16 protein-coding genes and 1 pseudogene are annotated in these 22,078 nt (G+C 61.4%); 2 read left to right on the top strand and 15 right to left on the bottom strand.

Features of this window, described 5'->3' with window-relative positions; all coding sequences use genetic code 11:
• Positions 1-13 precede the first annotated feature (13 nt).
• On the top strand, positions 14-685 hold the full coding sequence (locus tag N2599_RS08775) for a DsbA family oxidoreductase (RefSeq protein ID WP_027509478.1): 672 nt from the start codon (positions 14-16) through the stop codon (positions 683-685).
• A 6-nt stretch (positions 686-691) separates the two neighbouring features.
• On the opposite strand, the gene mfd is transcribed toward N2599_RS08775, so the two are convergent.
• Both mfd and N2599_RS08785 read right to left on the bottom strand, forming a co-directional pair.
• Positions 692-4,195 (bottom strand): transcription-repair coupling factor, encoded by a 3,504-nt coding sequence (mfd, locus tag N2599_RS08780; RefSeq protein WP_027509477.1) that lies wholly within the window; start codon positions 4,193-4,195, stop codon positions 692-694.
• Positions 4,192-4,509: an FAD assembly factor SdhE gene (locus N2599_RS08785; RefSeq protein ID WP_027509476.1), complete on the bottom strand. Its 318-nt coding sequence runs from the start codon at positions 4,507-4,509 to the stop codon at positions 4,192-4,194. The genes mfd and N2599_RS08785 overlap by 4 nt, the downstream gene beginning before the upstream one ends.
• A gap of 91 nt (positions 4,510-4,600) precedes the next feature.
• On the opposite strand from N2599_RS08785, the gene recG reads away from it, so the two are divergent.
• Positions 4,601-6,706, top strand: coding sequence for an ATP-dependent DNA helicase RecG (gene recG, locus N2599_RS08790; RefSeq protein ID WP_027509475.1), 2,106 nt, complete (start codon positions 4,601-4,603; stop codon positions 6,704-6,706).
• Here recG and N2599_RS08795 read toward each other — a convergent pair.
• The 13 genes and pseudogenes from N2599_RS08795 to N2599_RS08855 form a co-directional block, all read right to left on the bottom strand.
• On the bottom strand, positions 6,662-7,390 hold the full coding sequence (locus N2599_RS08795; protein WP_027509474.1) for a DUF502 domain-containing protein: 729 nt from the start codon (positions 7,388-7,390) through the stop codon (positions 6,662-6,664). The two genes, recG and N2599_RS08795, sit on opposite strands and share 45 nt — an antisense overlap.
• A gap of 115 nt (positions 7,391-7,505) precedes the next feature.
• Positions 7,506-9,332 (bottom strand): glutamine--fructose-6-phosphate transaminase (isomerizing), encoded by a 1,827-nt coding sequence (gene glmS / locus N2599_RS08800; RefSeq protein WP_027509473.1) that lies wholly within the window; start codon positions 9,330-9,332, stop codon positions 7,506-7,508.
• Positions 9,333-9,428: 96 nt separating this feature from the next.
• Positions 9,429-10,793 carry a bifunctional UDP-N-acetylglucosamine diphosphorylase/glucosamine-1-phosphate N-acetyltransferase GlmU gene (gene glmU, locus N2599_RS08805; RefSeq protein WP_027509472.1) on the bottom strand — a complete coding sequence of 455 codons (1,365 nt, stop codon included), beginning with the start codon at positions 10,791-10,793 and terminating at the stop codon, positions 9,429-9,431.
• Between the two features lie 76 nt (positions 10,794-10,869).
• Entirely contained in the window at positions 10,870-11,622 is a 753-nt protein-coding gene (locus tag N2599_RS08810) for a FadR/GntR family transcriptional regulator (protein ID WP_027509471.1), read from the bottom strand.
• A gap of 11 nt (positions 11,623-11,633) precedes the next feature.
• Complete coding sequence (gene yjfF / locus N2599_RS08815) at positions 11,634-12,602, bottom strand: galactofuranose ABC transporter, permease protein YjfF (RefSeq protein WP_027509470.1); 969 nt, start codon at positions 12,600-12,602, stop codon at positions 11,634-11,636.
• Positions 12,599-13,615: an ABC transporter permease gene (locus tag N2599_RS08820; protein WP_027509469.1), complete on the bottom strand. Its 1,017-nt coding sequence runs from the start codon at positions 13,613-13,615 to the stop codon at positions 12,599-12,601. The genes yjfF and N2599_RS08820 overlap by 4 nt, the downstream gene beginning before the upstream one ends.
• Complete coding sequence (gene ytfR, locus N2599_RS08825) at positions 13,612-15,135, bottom strand: galactofuranose ABC transporter, ATP-binding protein YtfR (RefSeq protein ID WP_027509468.1); 1,524 nt, start codon at positions 15,133-15,135, stop codon at positions 13,612-13,614. Before ytfR ends, N2599_RS08820 begins: the two co-directional genes overlap by 4 nt.
• A 118-nt stretch (positions 15,136-15,253) precedes the next feature.
• Entirely contained in the window at positions 15,254-16,216 is a 963-nt protein-coding gene (gene ytfQ / locus N2599_RS08830) for a galactofuranose ABC transporter, galactofuranose-binding protein YtfQ (RefSeq protein ID WP_027509467.1), read from the bottom strand.
• Between the two features lie 133 nt (positions 16,217-16,349).
• A complete protein-coding gene (locus N2599_RS08835) occupies positions 16,350-17,423 on the bottom strand; it encodes a BMP family ABC transporter substrate-binding protein (RefSeq protein ID WP_027509466.1) in 1,074 nt (357 codons plus the stop codon).
• 47 nt (positions 17,424-17,470) lie between these two features.
• Positions 17,471-18,388: an ABC transporter permease gene (locus tag N2599_RS08840; protein WP_027509465.1), complete on the bottom strand. Its 918-nt coding sequence runs from the start codon at positions 18,386-18,388 to the stop codon at positions 17,471-17,473.
• Positions 18,385-19,482, bottom strand: a complete 1,098-nt coding sequence (locus N2599_RS08845) for an ABC transporter permease (RefSeq protein ID WP_027509464.1) — start codon at positions 19,480-19,482, stop codon at positions 18,385-18,387. The genes N2599_RS08840 and N2599_RS08845 overlap by 4 nt, the downstream gene beginning before the upstream one ends.
• On the bottom strand, positions 19,472-21,037 hold the full coding sequence (locus N2599_RS08850) for an ABC transporter ATP-binding protein (protein WP_027509463.1): 1,566 nt from the start codon (positions 21,035-21,037) through the stop codon (positions 19,472-19,474). The genes N2599_RS08845 and N2599_RS08850 overlap by 11 nt, the downstream gene beginning before the upstream one ends.
• A gap of 52 nt (positions 21,038-21,089) precedes the next feature.
• Positions 21,090-22,070, bottom strand: a pseudogene (locus N2599_RS08855) (quinone oxidoreductase family protein).
• Positions 22,071-22,078 lie beyond the last annotated feature (8 nt).

Raw genomic sequence — 22,078 nt, forward strand, 5'->3', positions numbered from 1 at the left:
GAAAGGAAACACCATGGAACGCATAACCATCGACGTCGTATCGGATGTCGTCTGCCCTTGGTGCTATCTCGGCAAGGCGCGGCTGGAGCTTGCGATCGCCGAAGTGCAGGACGAAATCGGCGTCGACATCAACTGGCGCCCCTACCGCCTCAATCCCGACTATCCGCCCGAAGGCGTCGACCAGAAGAAGGCTCTGGAGCAGAAGCTCGGCGGCGCCGAACGGGTCGCACAGGCCCACAAGATGCTGACCGATTTCGGCCGCGACGTCGGCATCAATTTCGACTTCGAGGCGATCAAAGTCGGCCCGAATACGCTCGATGCGCACCGCCTGATCCATTGGGCCATGGTCGAGGATCGCGAAAAGCAGGACCGCGTCGTCAATGCACTCTTCAAGGCGAATTTCGAGGAAGGCCGCAATCTCGGGAACCACGCCGTATTGCTCGATATCGCCGAGCAAGCCGGCCTCGACCGCGCTGTCATCGCCTCCCTGCTTGCTTCGGATGCCGACCGCGACCTGGTGATTGCCGAGATCGAGGCGGCCCAGAAAATGGGCGTCACCGGCGTCCCGTTCTTCATCTTCGACCAGCAGTATGCCGCCAGCGGCGCACAGACGCCGGACGTTCTGGCAGGCGCACTTCGCGACATCGCCAAGGCGAAGGCCGAAGCGCGCGCCGGAATGAACTGACCCGACTTACGGCTTCGCCATTTCGGCCAGCTGCGTCATGACGACGGCCGCGCCTTGCAGCCGCTTTTCCGGCGTCGGCAGGTCGCGGGTCAAAAACACGCTGTGGTCCGGACGGATCTTCGCCATCGTGCCCTGCTTGGCAATATAGCCGACCAGGTTTGCCGGGTTCGGGAATTCCTTGTTGCGGAATTGGACGACCACGCCCTTCGGGCCGGCGTCGAGCTTCTCGACATTGGCGATGCGGCAAAGCGATTTGATGTAGACGATCTTCAAAAGATGCTGCACCTCGATCGGCATCGGACCGAAGCGGTCGATCATCTCAGCGCCGAAAGCATCGATCTCCTTTAGTTCGGTGATCTCGCCGAGGCGACGATAGAGGGCCATGCGCAGATGCAGGTCCGGCACATAGCCGTCCGGGATCATCACCGGCGTGCCGACCGAAATCTGCGGCGACCAGCCTGTGTCCTGGATTTCATCGACACCCTTCACCTCGGCAACCGCCTCTTCCAGCATCTGCTGGTAAAGCTCGAAGCCGACTTCCTTGATATGGCCGGACTGTTCCTCGCCGAGCAGGTTGCCTGCACCGCGGATATCGAGGTCGTGGCTGGCGAGCTGGAAACCGGCGCCGAGCGTATCCAACGACTGCAGCACCTTGAGGCGACGCTCGGCGGTTGCTGTCAGCACCTTGTTGACCGGCAGCGTGAAGAGGGCGAAAGCGCGGACCTTCGAGCGGCCGACGCGGCCGCGGAGCTGATAGAGCTGCGCCAGACCGAACATGTCGGCGCGGTGAACGATCAGCGTGTTGGCGGTCGGAACATCGAGGCCGGATTCGACGATGGTCGTCGAAAGCAGCACGTCGTAGCGGCCCTCGTAGAAGGCATTCATGACGTCTTCGAGTTCGCCGGCCGGCATCTGGCCATGGGCGACGGCCACCTTCAGCTCGGGTACGTCGGACTGCAGGAAGGCGTGCACGTCTTCGAGATCAGCAAGACGCGGGCAGACGTAAAAACTCTGGCCACCGCGATAATGCTCGCGCATCAGCGTCTCGCGGATGACCAGGCTGTCGAAGGGCGAAATGAAGGTGCGCACCGCCATGCGGTCGACGGGCGGCGTGGTGATCAGCGACAACTCGCGGACGCCGGTCATCGCCAGCTGCAGTGTGCGCGGGATCGGTGTTGCCGAGAGCGTCAAGACGTGCACGTCGCTCTTCATCTCCTTCAGGCGCTCCTTGTGCTTCACGCCAAAATGCTGCTCCTCGTCGATAATCAGCAGGCCGAGATTGGCGAATTTGATACCGGCGCCGAGCAGTGCGTGCGTGCCGACGACGATATCGGTCTTGCCCTCGGCCACTTCCTTTTTCGTGAGAGCGAGCTCCTTCGAACCGACAAGGCGCGAGGCCTGCTGGATGCGCACAGGCAGGCCGCGGAAGCGGTCGATAAAAGTCTTGAAGTGCTGCCGGGCAAGGAGCGTGGTCGGCACGACGACGGCCACCTGAATACCGTTCATCGCGGCGACGAAGGCGGCACGCAGCGCCACTTCCGTCTTGCCGAACCCGACGTCGCCGCAGACGAGGCGATCCATCGGACGCCCGGCAGCGAGATCGCCGCGCACGGCCTCGATCGCGTTGTCCTGGTCTTCCGTCTCGTCATAGGGGAAGCGGGCGGCGAATTCGTCATAAAGGCCGTCCGGCGTCGTCAGCATCGGCGCGTGACGGGTCAAACGCTCGGCCGCAATCCGGATTAGCGCGTCCGCCATGTCGAGGAGGCGCTTCTTGAGCTTCGCCTTGCGCATCTGCCAGGCGCCGCCACCGAGTTTGTCCAGATGGGCTTCGGTTCCCTCGCCGCCATAGCGGGAAAGCAGGTCGATGTTTTCGACCGGCAGGAAGAGCTTGGCGTCATCGGCATATTGCAGCTCGAGGCACGCGTGCGGGGCGCCGGCCGCCTCGATTGTCTTCAGGCCGACGAACCGGCCGATGCCGTGTTCGGCGTGAACGACGATCGAACCTTCGTCGAGACCCGCAACCTCCGAAATGAAGTCGGCAGCGCGCTTGCGACGTTTCGTGCGGCGAACCATGCGGTCGCCGAGAATGTCCTGCTCGCCGATGACAATGAGGTTGCCTGTCTCGAAGCCGGATTCGAGGCTGAGCACGGCCGCCGCCGCCTCGCCCCTATCCAGAGAATCGACGGCCTTCAACGCTTCGACCGGTTTGACGCGCTCCAGGCCGTGCTCGTTCAGCACCTGCAACAGGCGTTCGAGCGAACCCTCCGTCCAGGCCGTAATGAGAACCTTCGCGCCGCCGGCCCGCTTGTCAGCGATATACTTGACGACCAGATCGAAGATGTTGACGCGCTCGGCATCACCACCTTCGAAATTCGAGCGCGCCCAGCGCTCGCCCTGACGCGCATCGACGTTGACCACACGTCTTGCTTCGCCTTCATGCTCGTTGAAGGGTGAAATCCGCATGGCGTTGAACGCATCCAGCGTCTTCGCAAAGATCTCGCTGTCGAGATAAAGCTGGCCCGGCGTCACAGGCTTATAAGGTGTCCCCTGGGCCATCTGACCCTTGACCTGCTGGCCTGAGTTCAAGCGTGCATCGAAGTAGTCGAGAACAAGCTTCGAGCGCTCCTCGGCGGCCTCGCGCACGGTGTGGTCGGTGACCAGCCGGAAACCCTTAAGGTAATCGAACGTCGTCTCCAGCTTCTCGTAGAAGAGCGGCAGCCAGTGCTCCATGCCGGGATAGCGGCGGCCTTCAGAGACAGCCAGATAGAGCGCATCGTCGCGCGTCGCGGCGCCGAAAGCGGAGAGATAATTCTTGCGGAAGCGGCTGATGGTATCCGGCGTCAGTGTCACTTCGCTCATCGGGTTGAGATCGAGCGAGCGTACCTGCCCGGTCGTGCGCTGGCTTGCCGGATCGAAGCTGCGGATGCTTTCCAGCGTATCGCCGAAGAAATCGAGGCGGACCGGCTCTTCCGAACCCGGCACGAAAACGTCGAGGATGCCGCCGCGCACTGCATATTCGCCGACTTCACGCACGGTCGCAACGCGCTCGAACCCGTTCCGCTCCAGACGGCCGGCGAGGTCGTCCATGCGCACCTGGTTGCCGGGACGCGCCGAGAATGCCAGGCTCTCGATCACATTCTGCGGCGCCACCTTCTGCAGCATGGCGTTGACTGTAACGAGCACGATTGCCGCATGCGGCTTCTTGCGATGGGCAATCAGGCCGCTCAGCGCCGCCAAACGGCGGGCCGAGGTATCGGCGCTCGGGGAAACACGGTCGTAAGGCAGGCAGTCCCATGCGGGCAGCGTCAGGACCGGAATGTCGGGCGCAACAAAGCCGAGCATCTGCTCCAGATCGGCCATGCGCTGCCCGTCGGAAAGCACATAGGCGACCGGTCCGCCTGCACGCGCCAGTTCGGCCAGCAGAAGCGGCTCCAGGCCGCTCGGCAGGTTGCCGATCGTCAGCGGCTCGGCGGCAGCTGCGAGCTTGCTTGCGTCAAATCCTGAGATCATTCGGGCTTCCTGGGTGCGGTATCGGCCGGGTATTCGAAATCCGGCTTGAAGGCGGTGAGCCGCCGGAACATAGGTGTTTGAAAGCGCTCCGGCACCGGCCATGTGCCCATAACCCAGCGCAGAAGGTCGTTGTCTTCCTCGCCCATGATGGTTTCGAGCTCGTCGAGCGCCGCCTCGGACAAAGTTGCGATCTCGGCTTCGGCGAACTGACCGAACACAAGATCCATCTCGCGCAGCCCGCGATGCCAACAGCGGAACAATATGCGGCGGCGGCGCGCGTCGAGACCGGCACTCGAGAGTGTCACACCTGTCATGGCATTACCTTCCTGTTGATGCGCCTCTATAGCCCCTCGAAAGCGGCTTGTCAGCCTTGCCAATGCCCTATTGTTCATCGCATCTTGCAGCATGCGCCCGACCATTCTCGATCCGCTGTTTTCTCCCGTTTCGGCTCTTCCGGGCGTCGGGCCGAAGATTGCCGAGCTGCTGGTGAAGCTGCTAGGACGCGAGAACCCTGAAGATACGCGGATCATTGACCTGCTTTTCCATGCGCCGCATTCGCTGATCGACCGGCGCAACCAGCCGGGAGTTGCGCGCGCGCCGCAAGGAGCGATCGTGACGATCACGGCGCGGGTCGACCGGCATCAGCCGCCACCGCGAGGCAAGAGCAATATCCCCTACCGCGTCTTCCTGCACGACGAGACAGGCGAACTCAACCTCGTCTTCTTCCGCGGGCAGGCGGCGTGGCTGGACAAGCAGCTTCCGATCGACGAAGAGGTTGTCGTCAGCGGCAAGATCGACTGGTTCAATGGCCGGGCGACGATGGTGCACCCGGACTACATCGTAAAGGCCGGCGATACGGAGAACCTGCCGCTCGTCGAGCCGGTCTATCCACTGACGGCCGGGCTCTCGCCGAAGACGCTACGCAAGATCATCGAGGCCGCGGTACTTCGCATGCCGGAGCTGCCGGAATGGATCGATCTTTCGCTGGCGCAGGCACAGGGATTGCCATCGATTTCCGACAGCTTCCATATGCTGCACGAACCGCGTGATTCGGCGGACGTCGATCCGCAGGCCCCTGCCCGGCGCAGGCTCGCCTATGACGAATTCCTTGCCGGTCAGCTATCGCTCGCGCTGGTGCGCCAGCGGCTTCGCAAGGTCGCCGGGCATCCGGTCCATGCCACCGGCAAAATCAGCGGCAAGATCCTGCAGGCACTGCCCTTTTTGCCCACGCGCAGCCAAACCGTGGCGATTGCCGACGTCCTGAAGGACATGGCTGGCGAAGAACGCATGCTGCGGCTGCTCCAGGGCGACGTCGGATCCGGCAAGACGCTGGTGGCGTTAATGGCCATGGCAGCGGTAATCGAGAGCGGCGGACAGGCCGTTCTGATGGCTCCCACCGAAATCCTTGCGCGACAGCACTACGCGACGATCTCCAAATTCGCCGCTTCTGCCGGTCTTGGTATCACGGTGCTGACCGGCCGCACCAAGGGACGCGAGCGCGACGATATCCTGGAGCGCATCGCCTCAGGCGAGGCTCAGATCATCATCGGCACGCATGCGCTCTTCCAGGAGAGCGTCAACTACAAGAACCTGATGCTGGCGGTCGTCGATGAGCAGCATCGCTTTGGCGTGCACCAGCGTCTGCGGCTGACCGCGAAGGGCATCTCGCCGCATATGCTGGTGATGACCGCGACCCCCATTCCACGCACGCTGGTGCTTGCCGCCTTCGGCGACATGGATGTCTCAAAGCTCACCGAAAAACCCGCCGGACGCAAACCGATCCAGACGATCACCATCCCCAGTGAACGCACCAGCGAGATCGTCGATCGGCTAAAGAGCGCGCTTGCCGAGGGCAAGAAAGCCTATTGGATTTGCCCGCTGGTCGAAGAATCCGAAGAACTCGACCTTATGTCTGCAGAAGAGCGGCACGCGACATTGGTCTCCGCCCTCGGTCCAGGCATCGGCCTCATCCATGGCCGCATGAGCGGGCCGGAGAAAGATGCCGTGATGCTGGCGTTCAAGAACGGTGAACTCAGACTGCTGGTGGCGACCACCGTCGTCGAAGTCGGCGTCGACGTGCCGGACGCGACGATCATGGTGATCGAGCATGCAGAACGCTTCGGCCTCTCGCAGCTCCATCAGCTTCGCGGCCGCGTCGGCCGCGGCGACGAAGCCTCGACCTGCATCCTGCTGTACAAAGGCCCGCTCGGCGAAACCGGCCATGCGCGGCTTTCGATCTTGCGGGAAACGGAGGACGGTTTCAGGATTGCCGAGGAGGATTTGAAGCTGCGCGGCGAAGGCGAATTGCTCGGCACCCGCCAATCCGGCACACCCGGCTTCCGGATCGCGAGCCTGGAAGCCCATGCCGACCTTCTGGAGATCGCCCGCAGAGATGCTGTCTACCTGATCGAGCGCGACCCGGAACTGACGAGCGAACGCGGTACGGCAGTCCGCACCCTGCTCTATCTATTCAGGCGCGACGAAGCGATCCGCTTTCTTCGCGCGGGCTAGCAGTCTCGGCTTTCCCGGAACCGGTTCATTGGACGGCTTGGCCGGAAAGTCTGGCGCCACGAGGCCGCCGGAAACCAGCAGCTTGGCGCCGTCTTCCGCACTCATGTCGAGCACGACGATCTTTTCGCGCGGCACGAATATCAGAAAGCCCGCGGTCGGTATTGGCGTCGGCGGCAGGAACACGCTTACCATATCCTGGCCCATGGCGTTGAACTTCGAAGCGATCTCGCCCTTTGCATCGGTCGCGATGAACACCAGCGCCCAGAGGCCGGGACTCGGATATTCGATGAGGCCGACCTTCTTGAAAGAGTTGCTTTGCTCCTTCAACACCGTCTCGAATATCTGCTTCACGCTCTTGTAGATGCTGCGCACTAGCGGTACGCGGCGCACGACTGACTCACCGAACTGCACGATGGTCTGGCCGATGAGGTTCTTGCCGAGAAAACCGATGATGGTGATGAAGATCATCGCGATCACCAGGCCGGAGCCGGGTACGGCGAAATTCAGGTAGCTGTCAGGATCGTAGCGCGCCGGAATATAGGGCTTCACCCAGCTGTCGGCCCACCGGACGACGGACCAGGTCAGCCACAGCGTGATCGCAATCGGGGCACAGATGATAAGGCCCGCAAGGAAGTTGTTTCTCATGCGGGTCGCTATCGGCAATCGGGGCAGTTTGTGCGTCATCGCTCGCGATGAACTCCCTTGAATCTACCGGCTGTCGTGATCAGGGCTCCCCCGCACCCGGAACGAAGCTGCCAGAATTCGGCCCCTTCCACAAGCCTTCCGGCGGCTTTCTGATTCACTCCACCGTGACCGATTTCGCGAGATTACGCGGCTGGTCTACATCCGTGCCCATGAAGACCGCGGTATGGTAGGCAAGCAGCTGGATCGGGAGCGAAAAGATCATCGGCGCAATGATCTCAGGGACGTTCGGAAGCGCGATAGTCGCCATCGTCGGCAGCTTGGAGGCAGCAGCACCTGCTTCGTCGGTGATGAAGATGATCCGGCCGCCACGGGCTGCGACTTCCTGCATGTTCGAAACTGTCTTTTCGAAGAACCGGTCGTAGGGCGCGATCACAATGACCGGCATATTCTCGTCGATCAGCGCGATCGGCCCGTGCTTCAGTTCACCGGCCGCATAGCCTTCCGCATGGATATAGGAAATCTCCTTGAGCTTCAGTGCGCCTTCCATCGCCAGCGGGAAGCTGGTGCCGCGACCGAGATATAGCACGTCGCGGCACTTGGAGAGTTCGCGCGACAGGCTTTCCATCTGCGGCTGCACGAGATTCAGCACGCGGCTCATGATGCGCGGCATTTCAGCAAGTTGCCGGACGAGCGCCTTTTCCTCGTCGGCGCTGACGGTGCCGCGCGCCTTGCCGGCACCGATTGCCAGTGAGGCAAGGACCGCCAGCTGGCAGGTGAAGGCCTTCGTTGAAGCCACGCCGATTTCGGGGCCCGCCATGATCGGGAACACGGCATCGGATTCGCGCGCAATGGTCGATTCCTGCACGTTGACCACCGCACCAATCTTCAGACCGTTCTCCTTGCAATAGCGGAGCGAGGCGAGTGTATCAGCGGTCTCGCCGGACTGTGAGATGAAGAGCGCCGCCTGCGACGGCTGCAGCGGCATCTCGCGATAGCGGAATTCCGAGGCGACGTCGATCTCGACCGGCAGCCGAGCATAGCGCTCGAACCAGTATTTGCCGATCAGTCCGGCGAGATAGGCCGTGCCGCAAGCCGAGACCGCAAGGCTGCTGACCGCCCTGAAGTCAATCTCAGGCGCATTGGCGCCGATCGTGTTCTCGGCAAAATTCATATAATGGCTGAGCGCGTGGGAGATTACCTCCGGCTGCTCGTAGATTTCCTTCTCCATGAAGTGACGATGGTTGCCCTTGTCGACGACATAGGCGGTCGCCTGCGAAATCTGCCGCGGTCGGTTTACCGGGTTGCCGGAGAAGTCGACGATCGTAGCGCCTTCGCGGGTAATGACCGCACAGTCGCCGTCGACGAGATAGGTGATTTCGTTGGTGAAGGGCGAAAGAGCGATCGCATCGGAACCAAGAAACGTCTCGCCGTTGCCGAAACCAACGGCAAGCGGCGGGCCGGAGCGTGCCGCCAGGAGCGTGCCCGGATCGCTCTGCAGCATGACGACGAGCGCATAGGCGCCTGTCACGCGGTTCAGCATCCTCAGCATAGCAGCGCGGGGCTCAAACCCTTCGCGCAGGTATTTCGCCATCAGGTGGGCGACGACTTCGGTGTCGGTCTGGCTTTCGAAGACGGCACCATCGGCGTTGAGCTCGTCACGCAGTTCCGAGAAGTTTTCGATAATGCCGTTGTGGACGACCGCCACGCCCTCGACGAAATGCGGGTGCGCATTGGTCTCGTTCGGAACGCCGTGGGTTGCCCAGCGCGTATGAGCGATGCCGGTCGTACCGGGCAGCGGCTCGGCGTCGAGGCGCTTCTCGAGATTGAAGAGTTTGCCCTCGGCGCGGCGGCGGTTCATCACGCCTTCGTGGATGGTGGCGACTCCCGCCGAATCGTAACCTCGATATTCGAGCCGCTTCAGCGCATCGACCAGACGTTCCGCAACCGGCTGGCCGCCGACGATCCCCACAATGCCGCACATGCAAATGTCCCCAACGCTTTGAAAATAACGAGGCCAGTCCTAGCGATTTTCTGTTATTTCTCAATAAGTCAGCCAGTCACTTTCGATTTCCGGCCGTTACTCAGCCTTGGTTTGCTTCGCGGCCTTGATCGCCAGTGCCCGTTCGCGGATCGCCTTGCCGCGTTCGGGTTTGACTTCCTGGCGCGCCCGGCCGAAAGCGAGCGCCTCGGCAGGGACATTGTGGGTGATGACGCTGCCCGATGCAATATAGGCGCCGTCGCCAATACTGACCGGAGCAACCAGCGCACTGTTGGAGCCGATGAAGGCGTTGGCGCCGATGCGGGTCTCGTGCTTGTTCACGCCGTCATAATTGCAGGTGATCGTACCCGCACCGATATTGGCTCCGGCGCCGATGACCGCATCGCCGATATAGGTCAGGTGGTTGACCTTGGCGCCCTTGCCGATCTGCCCGTTCTTCACCTCGCAGAAATTGCCGACCTTCGATCCCTCCCCGAGATCAGCGCCCGGCCGCAGGCGTGCAAAGGGACCGACCGCCGCACCGGCACTCACATGCGCGCCTTCGATGTGGGAAAAAGCATGGATCACCACGCCGCCATCGACGACCGAGCCCGGACCGAAGACCACATTCGGCTCGATCAGCACATCCTGGCCGATGACGGTATCGTGGGATAGGAAAACTGTTTCCGGCGCGATCATCGTCACGCCGGAAATCATCAGTTCGTGACGGCGGCGTTCCTGCCAGAAATGCTCGATCGTCGCGAGTTCTGCCCTGTTGTTGCAGCCCGTCATTTCCACTTCCGGGGCATCGACGGCCGTCACCCGGCCACCGAGCGAGCGGGCAATCTCGACGAGATCCGTTAGGTAGTATTCGCCTTTGGCGTTGCTGTTTTCGATGCGCGCAAGAAGATCGAGCGCCTTGCGGCCGTTGATCGCCATCAGGCCGCTGTTGCACCATTTGACGGCACGCTCGGCGTCAGTCGCGTCCTTCTCCTCGCGGATCGCGATCAACTCGCCGTCCTTGACGAGCAGGCGGCCGTAGCCTGTTGGCTTGTCCGTATGGAAGCCTAAGACGACGATGTCGCAGCCATCCGCCAGTCCCTGGCGCGCGGCCTTCAGCGGTCCCTCGGTCTGCAACGGCACGTCGCCATAGGTCACCAGGACATCGTCGTAGCCTCGAGCGATCGCTTCGCGTGCTGCAAGGACGGCATGTCCTGTTCCGAGGCGCTCCTCCTGCAGATGCGCCTCGACCTCGACTCCGCCGATCCTGGCCGCCTTCGCGACCTCATCGGCATCGCGCCCGACGACGACGGCGACTGACGAAATACCGGCCTTTGCCACGGCATCCACGACATGGGCGATCATCGGCCGGTTGGCGACCGGATGCAGCACCTTCGATTTCGAGGACTTCATTCGGGTGCTGTCGCCGGCGGCAAGAATGACGGCAAGGCAGGTGCGTTCCATAGGCAGGCTCCGGGAATCCGTTGTTCAGCTCTGCCTCATAGCAGCAAGGCGAACGGGCGACAAAGATGAAATTGAATCAGACCGGAACCTTGGCGAGCGCCGCATAGGCCTCTCGGATATGCTCCCGCCCTTCGATGATGACGTCTTCCATTGCCTTGCGGGCGCCGACAACGTCTCCAGCAACGATCGCGTCGACAATGCGCATATGCGTCTCTGCGATGGTGGAGAAGCCGTTCTGCGACTGCGGCGTGCTCAGCCGGAACATGCCGACGAGCGCGGCCTCGATCAGACTTCCAAGCGTGCGCATGAACGGGTTGTGAGATGCATCAGCAATGGCAAGATGGAATTTAAGGTCGGCGAGCGCCAGGCTTTCCGTCGTATGGCCGGGCTCGGCCATATCGAGCGCCAATGCGCGCAGCGTCGCGATGTTATCGGCGTTTGCCCGTTCTGCCACAAGGCCCGCGGCGAAAGGCTCCACGGCAAGTCGGATGTCATAGAGTTGCAGCAGGAATTCCTCGGTGACGCCATGGTCGAAATGCCAGGAGATGATCTCGCTGTCGAACATGTTCCAGAGGTTCTTCTCCGTTACACGCGTGCCGACGCGCGCCTTGGCAACGACCATGCCTTTGGCCGCAAGCGTCTTCATCGTTTCCCGAAGGACGGTGCGGGAGACCTTGAAGCGTTGCGCAAGCTCGACGTCGCCGGGCAAAATCGAGCCGACCGGATAGGTTCCGGCGACAATGGCCTTGCCGAGCTCGTCCACGACCTGCGCGTGGCTCGTGCGGGCCTTGCGGCCGGTCCTTCGTGTCTCAAGCAATCGGTTGCGCAATAAGTCCTCCGTCAGGCGTACCTCTTGTTCAAACTGGACAAGAACAGGATGGCCTTTTGCATCAGGATAAACGCAAAGAGCAAAAGGCCGATCAGGATTTTCGTCCACCAGCTCGAGAGCGTCCCATCGAAGGTGATGTATGTCTGAATGAGCCCCTGTATCAGGAGACCGATGAAGGTTCCCGCCACGAATCCTGCTCCCCCGGTCAGAAGAGTTCCCCCAATGACCACCGCCGCGATGGCGTCAAGCTCGACGCCAACCGCAGCCAGGGAATATCCGGCAGACGTATAGAGCGAAAAAACGATTCCGGATAGGCCCGCCAAAAAGCCGGAGAGCGCATAGATCCGGATGGTCGTCGGGCCGACCGGCACTCCCATCAATTCCGCCGTCTGGACGCCGCCGCCGAGTGCGTAGACATTGGCTCCGAAACGGGTGCGATGGGCGACGAAAATGCCTGCGATGAAAACCAACAGCATGACGCCGCCGACCAAAGTCAGGCGCCCGCCGCCCGGCATACGGTAATAGATGCTAGTCAGCATTGAATAGTAGTCGTGGTTGATGGGAATGCTGTCGATCGAAAGCACATAGGACATGCCGCGCGCCAGGAACATGCCGGCGAGCGTCACGATGAAGGCCGGCATCTTCAGATAGTGGATCACCGCACCCATCAGTCCGCCGAAGGCAGTGGTGATGGCCAGAACCAGCGCGAAGGCCGCCAGCGGATGGATCGAAGTGTCCCGCAGCACGACGGCAAGGAACACGCCGGTGAAGGCGATGACCGAGCCGATCGAAAGATCGATGCCGCCCGAGATGATGACGAAGGTCATGCCGACCGCGGCAATGCCGAGGAACGCATTGTCGGTGAGTAGATTGCCGGCGACGCGGGTCGAGAGCATGTTCGGGTACTGCAGCGCGCAGGCCGCATAGGAAAGGACGAAGATGACGATGGTTGCCAGAAGCGGCAGGTATTTCGAGTTCATTTCGACAGCTCCGCTCTGACTTCCGGCTTGCGGCTGAAGAAAACCGCGGCGGATTGCAGCGCCGGCGACTGGATGATGAGAATGATCAGGACGATCACCGCCTTGATGATGAGGTTGAATTCCGGGGGGAAACCGGAGAGCAGGATGCCGGTATTGACCGCCTGGATGATCATCGCGCCGATTAGTGAACCAAGGATGCTGAAACGTCCGCCGAGCAGCGAATTGCCGCCGACGACGACCGCGAGGATTGCATCGAGCTCCAGCCACAGACCGGCATTGTTGGCATCCGCACCCTTGATGTCGGCGGCAACGATGATGCCCGCGATCGCCGCGCATAGCGCGCTCAACATATAGACCGCCATCAAGAGGACAGGCGTGCGAACGCCCGAAAGCGTGCTGGCGCGGCGATTGATGCCGACGGCTTCGATCAGCATGCCGAGTGCGGTCCGCCTGACAAGCAGGATCACCAGCGCACCGGCAATCAGCCAGATTACCACGGGCATCGGCAGAAAGCCGAAGGAGCCGCTGCCGAAGAAGGTCAGCCCCGGATCGTTGAAGGTCATGATTACGCCTTCGGTGATCAGCTGGGCGATACCGCGTCCGGCGACCATCAGCACAAGCGTTGCGATGATCGGCTGGATATTCAGGATTGCCACCAGAAAGCCGTTCCATACTCCGCAGAGCAGGCCGACAGAGAGTGTCGCGATCAGCGTATAGGCGAGCGAATTGCCGGAAACGGTCGACGATGCGGCGGCCGCGCCGCAGATCGCAATGACGGCGCCGACGGAAAGATCGATGCCCTTCGTCGCAATCACCAGCGTCATGCCGATGGCGAGCAAGGCAACGGGAGCCCCGCGGTTCAGGACGTCGATCAGACTGCCGTAGAGGCGGTCGTTCTGCACGACGACATTAAAAAACTGCGGGAACATGATGAAATTCAACAAAAGAATGACGGCCAGCGCAATCAATTGCGGCGCCAGGCGTATGGCAAGCGCCTTCAGCGAGGAACTCATGCATCCTCCATTTTCTGTTCGGCCGCGACGATCGCGTCGATGATGTGGGATGCCGTCAAGCGGTCTCCAGCAAGCTCGGCAATGTGCTCGCGGTCGCGAAGGACGATGACGCGTGAACTATAGGCGACAAGCTCTTCCAATTCTGATGAAATCACAATCAGCGACATGCCCTTTGCGCAAAGCTCCTCGACCAGCCGGATGATCTCCGCATGGGCGCCGACATCGATGCCGCGGGTTGGCTCGTCGAGGATCAGGAAATCAGGATTGGTGGCAAGCCAACGGGCAAGGATCGCCTTTTGCTGATTGCCGCCCGAAAGCAGCCGGATCGGCTTCTCTCGATCCGTGGTTCGGATGTCGAGCGCCTTGATGTACTGATCCGCCAAGGCGTTCTGTTCGCCGCGCGACAGCGGTCTTGCCCAGCCGCGGCGCGCCTGAAGCGCCAGCGCGATATTCTCGCGGATCGACAGATCGCCGATAATCCCGTCAGTCTTGCGGTCCTCCGGGCAGAATCCGAAGCCGTGCCTGATCGCAGCGCGCGGGCTCGATAGCGTCACTGCCTTGCCATCGATCTCCGCCCTGCCGCTGTCGGCATGTTCTATGCCGAAGAGAAGTTCAGCAGTCTCCGTGCGTCCGGAACCGAGTAGGCCGGCAATGCCGACAACTTCGCCGATACGGATGTCGAGATCAAACGGCTTCACCTTGCCGCGCTTGCCAAATCCTTCAAACCGGTACTTGACGCTGCCGGCGGCGAGCGCCCGCTCCTTTGCGGCTTCCTCGGTTTGGGCCAATTCGCGGCCGAGCATCATCGGGATCAGCGCCTGCCGCGGCAGTTCGGCCACTTCCCGGGTGCCGACAAGCCTGCCATTGCGAAGCACCGTGATGCGGTCGCTAATTTCGTAAACCTGTTCAAGAAAGTGTGTAATGAAGACAATGCCTAAGCCACGCCTCTTCAAGTCATTGATGACACCGAAGAGCATCGCGACTTCATGCGTATCAAGGCTCGCGGTCGGCTCGTCGAGGATCAGAACCTTGCCGGAAAGATCGACGGCGCGGGCAATCGCGATCACCTGCTGCACGGCGACCGAGAAACGGTCGAGCTGTGCCGTCACATCGATGTCGAGGCCATATTGCGCCAGCAGCTCGCGCGCCATCCGGTTCATCGCGCGCATATCGACCATGCCTAAACGCCGCGGCTGACGGCCGAGGAAAAGGTTTTCGGCGACACTAAGATTCGGCAGGAGGTTCACCTCCTGATAGACGGTTCCGATGCCGAGCTTCTGGGCAGCCAGCGTATCGGCGGGATCGATCTCGCTTCCCTCAAGCGCGAGCCTTCCCTCATCGCGGCGATAGGCGCCGGTCAGACATTTGATGAGGGTTGATTTGCCGGCTCCGTTTTCGCCAAGCAGCGCGTGAACTTCGCCTTTGCGAAGCGTGAAGTCGACCTTGTCCAGCGCCACGGCGCCGGGGAAGAATTTTGATATTCCGGACGCGACGAGAATGTTCTCGATATCGTGATTCATGGCTCGGTATTTTCCTGATATTGACCCTCACACCCATGCAATTGCAGGACATGACGTCCGCGCCCGCACGGGCAGCGCCGCACCAGTCCATGACGGACCGGTGCGGCTCCAGTGTCAATTAGTAACCGAGGCCCTTCTTGGCTTCGTAGACCTTCATCGGATCGTCAGCCGGCGTGTAGAGCTTCGATTCCGTCTGGATCCACTTCGGCGGCTCCTTCTTATCCTTCAGGTAGGCCTCGAGCACGTCGAATGCCGGACCGGCCATGTTCGGCGTAAGCTCGACCGTGGCGTTGGCTTCGCCTGCCGCCATCGCCTGGAAGATATCCGGAACGGCATCGATCGAGACGACGAGAATATCCTTGCCGGGCTTCAGGCCCGCTTCCTTGATCGCCTGAATGCCGCCGACGGCCATGTCGTCGTTGTGGGCATAAAGCGCGCAGATGTCCTTGCCGCCGTTTTCAGCCTTCAGGAAGCTTTCCATGACTTCCTTGCCCTTGGCACGGGTGAAGTCGCCAGTCTGGCTGCGGACGATCTTGAAGTTGTCGTGACCGGCAAGCGCCTCCTCGAAGCCCTTCTTGCGGGCAATCGCCGGCGAGGAGCCGGTGGTGCCCTGAAGCTCGACGATGTTGCACTTCTTGTCGCCGGCATTCTTGACGAGCCAGTCGCCCGCGACCTTGCCTTCATGTATCTGATCGGAGGTTACGGCCGTCAGATAAAGGTCTTCGGGAGCCTTGATGGTGCGGTCGAGCAGGATGACCGGGATTTCTGCTTCCTTGGCTTCCTTCAAGACGTCGTCCCAGCCGGTTTCGACGACGGGCGCGAGGAAAATCGCGTTGACGCCCTGTGCGACGAAGGAGCGGATCGCCTTGATCTGGTTTTCCTGCTTCTGCTGGGCGTCCGAAAATTTCAGATCGACGCCGCGCTTCTCGGCTTCCTGCTTCGTCACCGTCGTCTCGGCGGCACGCCAGCCGGACTCCGAGCCGATCTGCGAAAAGCCCACGACAAGTTCAGCCGCCGACGCGGAACCGAACATGCAGGCAGCCAAAATCGTGGCACTCAAAAGTGCATTCTTCAATTTCATGATTGTCTCTCCCAAATACCGCTCCTCGCGGCGCAGGAGAGAAAAAATCATATAGTATTACTTTTGTAAATTACTATTTTGAAACGGCTCGCGAAAAAAGCGCTCCGGGGATGGAGCGCCTTTCGCAGTTTCGCTATTGCGGCAGCTTGTCATCGACGCCGTGGATGTAGAAGTTCATGCCGAGCAGCGTGCCATCATCAGCCTTCTCGCCAGCCTTCAGCCAAGGCGTACCGTCCTGCTTGTTGATCGGGCCGGTGAAGGGGTGCAACTCGCCGGACTTGATCTTCGCCTCGGTCTCTTCGGCCATCTTCTTCACATCGTCCGGCATGTTCGTGTAGGGCGCCATGGTCAGAATGCCGTCCTTCAGGCCGTCCCAGATCTGTTCAGATTTCCAGGTGCCATCGAGCAGGGCCTTGGTGCGCTTGGTGTAATATGCGCCCCATGTGTCGACGATTGCCGTCAGCTGCGTCTTCGGACCGGCCTTGATCATGTCCGATGCCTGGCCGAAGGCCATGATGCCGCGTTCGGCAGCCACCTGCATCGGAGCGGTGGTGTCGGTGTGCTGTGTCAGGATGTCGACGCCCTGGTCGATCAGCGCCTTGGCGGCGTCGGCTTCCTTGCCAGGGTCGAACCAGGTGTTGGCCCATACGACCTTCAGCTTGAAGTCGGGATTGACGGACTTCGCGCCGAGTTCGAACGCGTTGATTCCCATCACCACTTCCGGAATCGGGAAGGAGGCGATGTAGCCGGCCAGGCCCTTCTTAGACATTTTGGCGGCGATCTGACCCTGAATGTAACGGCCCTCATAGAAGCGCGAATTGTAGGTCGCGACGTTTTCCGCAGCCTTGAAGCCGGTTGCATGCTCGAATTTCACTTTCGGGAACTTCTGGGCAACCTTGACGGTGGCATCCATGAAGCCGAACGAGGTGGTGAAAATCAGCGAGCAGCCGGAACGAGCCATACGCTCGATCGCGCGCTCTGCATCCGGACCTTCCGGAACGCTTTCGAGATAAGGCGTTTCGACCTTGTCGCCGAATTCCTTTTCGACCTGCAGACGGCCGTTTTCATGTGCCTGGGTCCAGCCGCCATCGGTGCGGGTCCCGACATAGATGAAGCAGACCTTGGTCTTGTCTGCGGCTTGTGCGGCCGAGCCGACGCTGATGACCAGCGCAGCGGTTGCCGCAAGTGCGAGTGCTAGTTTCTTCATTTTAGCCCCTGTTGGTTGCAAGTTTGAAACCCGTTTGTTGTTGTGCGTCACCGGTCAGGCACGAAAGCCTTGCCAAGCGATGCCGGCGTGTTGATCAACGTTGTGCGCCGATTATGAGAAATGATGATGAGAACGACAATAGTTGCGGCGTAAGGCAGCATGGAAAGAAACTGCGACGGAATACCGATCCCGAAGGCCTGTGCGTGGAGCTGCCCGATCGAGACCGCGCCGAAGAGATAGCCTCCCGCAAGCACGCGCCACGGCCGCCAGGACGCAAAGACGACGAGCGCGAGCGCGATCCAGCCGCGCCCCGCCGACATGTTTTCCACCCATTGCGGCGTATAGACGAGCGAAAGTTGCGCGCCGGCAAGCCCGGCGCAGGCCCCGCCGAACATGACGGCGAGATAGCGCGCGCGAATGACATCGATGCCGAGCGCGTGCGCCGAACCGTGATTGTCACCGATCGCCCGCAGCTTCAGGCCCCTGCGGCTTTTGAAGAGGAACCAGTTGATGCCGATGACGAGCGCGATCGACAGGTAGAAGACCAGGTCCTGATGGAAAAGCACCGGTCCGATGAAGGGGATATCCGAAAAGTAGGGAATATAGATTTGAGGCACCTTGATGCCCGGAACGCCGACATGGCTCTCGCCGAGCATGCCGGAGGCGCCGAGCCCCAGGATCGTCAGTGCAAGACCGGTCGCAACCTGATTAGTCACCAGCGTCAGCGTCAGGAAGCCGAAGAGAAGCGAGAATACGGCCCCGGTCGCAATGCCGGCCAGCAGTCCGACATAAGGCGAACCGGTAGCCTGGGAAGCCGCGAAGGCACCGACGGCGCCCATGATCATCATGCCCTCGACGCCGAGGTTCAAGACGCCGGCACGCTCGGTCACCAGTTCTCCGAGCGCTGCGACGACAAGAGGCGTCGCGGCCGTGATGACCGTCAGCAGGATGGCTTCGAAAATCATTGCGCCGCCTTTCCGGCGATTGCCTGCACGCGCGACCAGACGATCCTGATCCTGTAGAAGATCAGCGTGTCGCAGGAGAGCACGAAGAACAGCAGCAGGCCTTGGAAGACGCGCGTCACCTTATCGGAGACGCCGATCGAGAGCTGCGCCGCCTCGCCGCCGAGATAGGTGAGCGCCAGCACCAGGCCGGAGGCGATGATGCCAAGGGGATTGAGGCGTCCGAGAAAAGCGACGATGATCGCCGTGAAGCCGTAGCCCGGCGATATGGCCGGCTGCAGATGACCGATCGAACCCGAGACTTCGGAAATCCCGGCAAGACCGGCAAGCGCCCCGGAAAACAGAAAGCTGAACCAGATCATCCGCTTCGAGGAGAAGCCGGCAAAGCGCCCTGCCCGCTCCGATTGACCAAGGACGACGATTTCGAAGCCCTTCAGCGTAAAGCGCATCATGAACCAGACGAGGATCGCAGCCAGAATCGCGAAGATGAATGCCCAGTGTGCGCGTCCCGACTCTTCCCAGATAGGCGGAAGGATCGCTTCCGGCGCAAAGTCACGCGAAACCGGGAAATTGAAGCCTTTCGGATCGCGCCAGGCGCCGCGGACCAGCCAATCGAGGAAGAGCTGGGCGATATAAACCAGCATCAGCGAGGTCAGGATTTCATTGGTATTGAAATGTGCCTTCAGGAGTGCCGGAATGGCGGCAAAGAGCGCTCCGCCGATGGCCCCCATGATGAGCATCAGCGGCAGCACGAGCGGCGAGTGCCAGTCGTAAAAAACGATCGGCAGGATGGAGCCTGTGATCGCACCGATTGTAAACTGGCCCTCGGCACCGATATTCCAGTTGTTCGAGCGATAGCAGACCGAGAGGCCGACAGCGATCAGGATCAGCGGGGCGGCCTTGATCGCCAGTTCGTGCAGCGACCAGACCTCCAGCAAGGGCTCGACGAAGAAGGCATTCAGCGCCTCCATGGGATCCTTGCCAAGCAGGGCGAACATGACGCTGCCTGCAATCAGCGTCAGCGCCAGTGCCAGGAGTGGCGAAACGAATCCGAAAAGTTTCGAGACCTGCGGCCGCTTTTCGAGTTCAATGCGCATCGGCGGCCTCCGCGGCGGGCCTGCTTTCATGCAGACCACCCATCAGGAGGCCGATCTGCTCGCGGGTCAGTTCGCCGGCCGGGAACGGCGGCGAAAGGCGCCCTTCGGAGATGACAGCGATGTCGGTCGCTACCTCGAATATCTCGTCGAGGTCCTGACTGATGACGACGACGGCAGAGCCGGCGCGTGCGAGATCGACGAGCGCCTGGCGAATATGGCTTGCAGCCCCCGCATCGACGCCCCAGGTCGGCTGATTGACGACGAGGACCGCCGGCTGGCGGTCGAGCTCCCGGCCGACGATGAACTTCTGGAGATTGCCGCCCGACAGCGCCCCCGCAGCGGGATCCTCGCCGCTCTTGCGGACGTCCATGCTTTCAGAAATGCGTCTTGCCGCACTTTTCACCGCTCCGCGCCGGATGACCTTGAGGAAGCCGCCGCCGAGGAAGGCCTTGCGGTCCGACTGGCTGCGCGCGAGCACCAGATTGTCCGAAAGTTTCATTGCTGAAACCGCGGCGTGGCCGTGGCGCTCTTCCGGGACGAAGCCTGCGCCAAGCAGGCGGCGGGCGGTGATGCCCTGCGAGCCGACGGGCTTCCTGCGGATAACGATCGCCTCCGCCTGCGCCACCGGATATTCGCCGGACAAGGCATCGAAAAGCTCGCCCTGCCCGTTTCCGGCAACACCGGCAATCGCCAGGATTTCGCCGGAGCGGACCGCAAGCGACACATCCCTGAGCGGCGTGGCGAAGGGTGTGCGGGGGGCGACCGAAAGGCTCGTCACCGCAAGCTGAACGTCCCCCACATTGGCGCGATCGGGATGGGTTACGCCCGGCACATGGGAGCCGACCATCATTCTGGCGAGGGAACCAGGCGTCTCCTGCTTCGGATCGCAGGCACCGGTAACCCTGCCGTGGCGAAGCACGGTGGCGCGGTCGCAGATGCGCTGCACTTCCTCCAGGCGATGGCTGATATAGAGGACGGAGCGACCCTCCGCCTTCAGCTTGAACAGCGTTTCGAAAAGCTTGTCGGCCTCCTGCGGCGTCAGCACCGAGGTCGGCTCGTCGAGGATGATCAGCTTGGGATTTTGCAGCAAAGCGCGGACGATTTCGATGCGCTGGCGCTCCCCGACGGAAAGGTCGGCCACGTGGGAGTGCGGATCGAGCGGCAGCCCGTAGGCGCGCGACAATGCCCTCGCCTCTTCGGCGATCCGGCCGATCGGAATTTTGTCATCGAGGGAAAGCGCGATGTTTTCGGCGACCGTCAGCGCTTCGAAGAGCGAAAAGTGCTGGAAGACCATGCCGATGCCGAGCTTGCGGGCTTCTCCCGGCGAGCCGATCGCAACCGGTTTGCCTTCCCAGCAAATATCGCCGGCCGTCGGCTCCAAAACGCCGAACAGCATCTTCACCAACGTGGATTTGCCCGCGCCGTTTTCTCCGAGAAGCGCGTGTATTTCGCCCGGAGCGATATCGAGATCGATTTCATTGCAGGCGGCAAAGCTACCGAAGAGCTTCGTCAGTTTCTGGACCGACAGTAACGCACCGGACGGCAGCGCATTCAATGACGACACGTTCCCCTCATTTCTCCCTGCCGACCTGTCCGTTCCGGATCGTTTATGGGATCAGCAGCGTAGTTCCCGTAGTTCTTCTTGTTTCCAGGTCCGCGTGAGCCCGTCCCACCTCACGCAACGGATATGTTTGGTTGATATTGATACGCACTTTGCTGCTTAGCACAATATCAAATAGCGCGTTTGCACAGGCGGTCAGTTCGTCGCGCGTGGCGATGTAAGTGAAAAGCGACGGCCTCGTCGCATAAAGCGAGCCCCGCTGCGCCAGCATCGCCATCGTGAAATTCTCAATCGGACCAGAGGATTGGCCGAAGGAGACGAACATGCCGCGCGGCTTCAGGCAATCGAGCGATTGCGGGAAGGTATCGCGGCCGATCGAGTCATAGACGACGTCCACGCCCTTGCCGCCGGTGATCTCCCGGACACGGTCGAGAAAGTTTTCCGTCCGCTAGTTGATGACGTGATCGTAGCCATGCTCGAGCGCGAGCTTCGCCTTGTCTTCCGAGCCCGCGGTGCCGATTACCGTTGCGCCCAGCGCCTTGGCCCATTGCCCTGCGATCAACCCGACGCCGCCTGCGGCGGCATGGAAAAGTAGAGCCGTCTCGGGACCGACCTTGAACGTCCGGTTCAGCAGATATTCGGCGGTCATGCCCTTCAGCATCATCGCGGCTGCCGTTTCCAGGCTGATCCCGTCCGGCACCTTGACGAGATGCTTGGTTTCGACGTTCCGCTCCACGCTGTAGGCGCCGTCGGCGCCGGCATAGGCAACCCGGTCGCCAACGGTGAAATCGGTGACGCCGGGTCCGACAACCGTCACGGTGCCCGCCGCTTCCTTCCCGGGGGTGAAGGGCAGATGCGGCACCTTGTAGGTTCCATCGCGGAAATACACGTCGATGAAATTGAGGCCGATCGCGGCGTGCCTGATCTGCACCTCGCCGGCGGATGGCGGCGGCAGATCGACATCGACATAGTCAAGAACCTCAGGACTGCCATTGCGGCTGAAAGCGATCGCCTGCGTCTTTGTCATCTTTTGCT

The organism is Rhizobium sullae (genome assembly GCF_025200715.1).
Taxonomy (GTDB): Bacteria; Pseudomonadota; Alphaproteobacteria; order Rhizobiales; family Rhizobiaceae; genus Rhizobium; species Rhizobium sullae.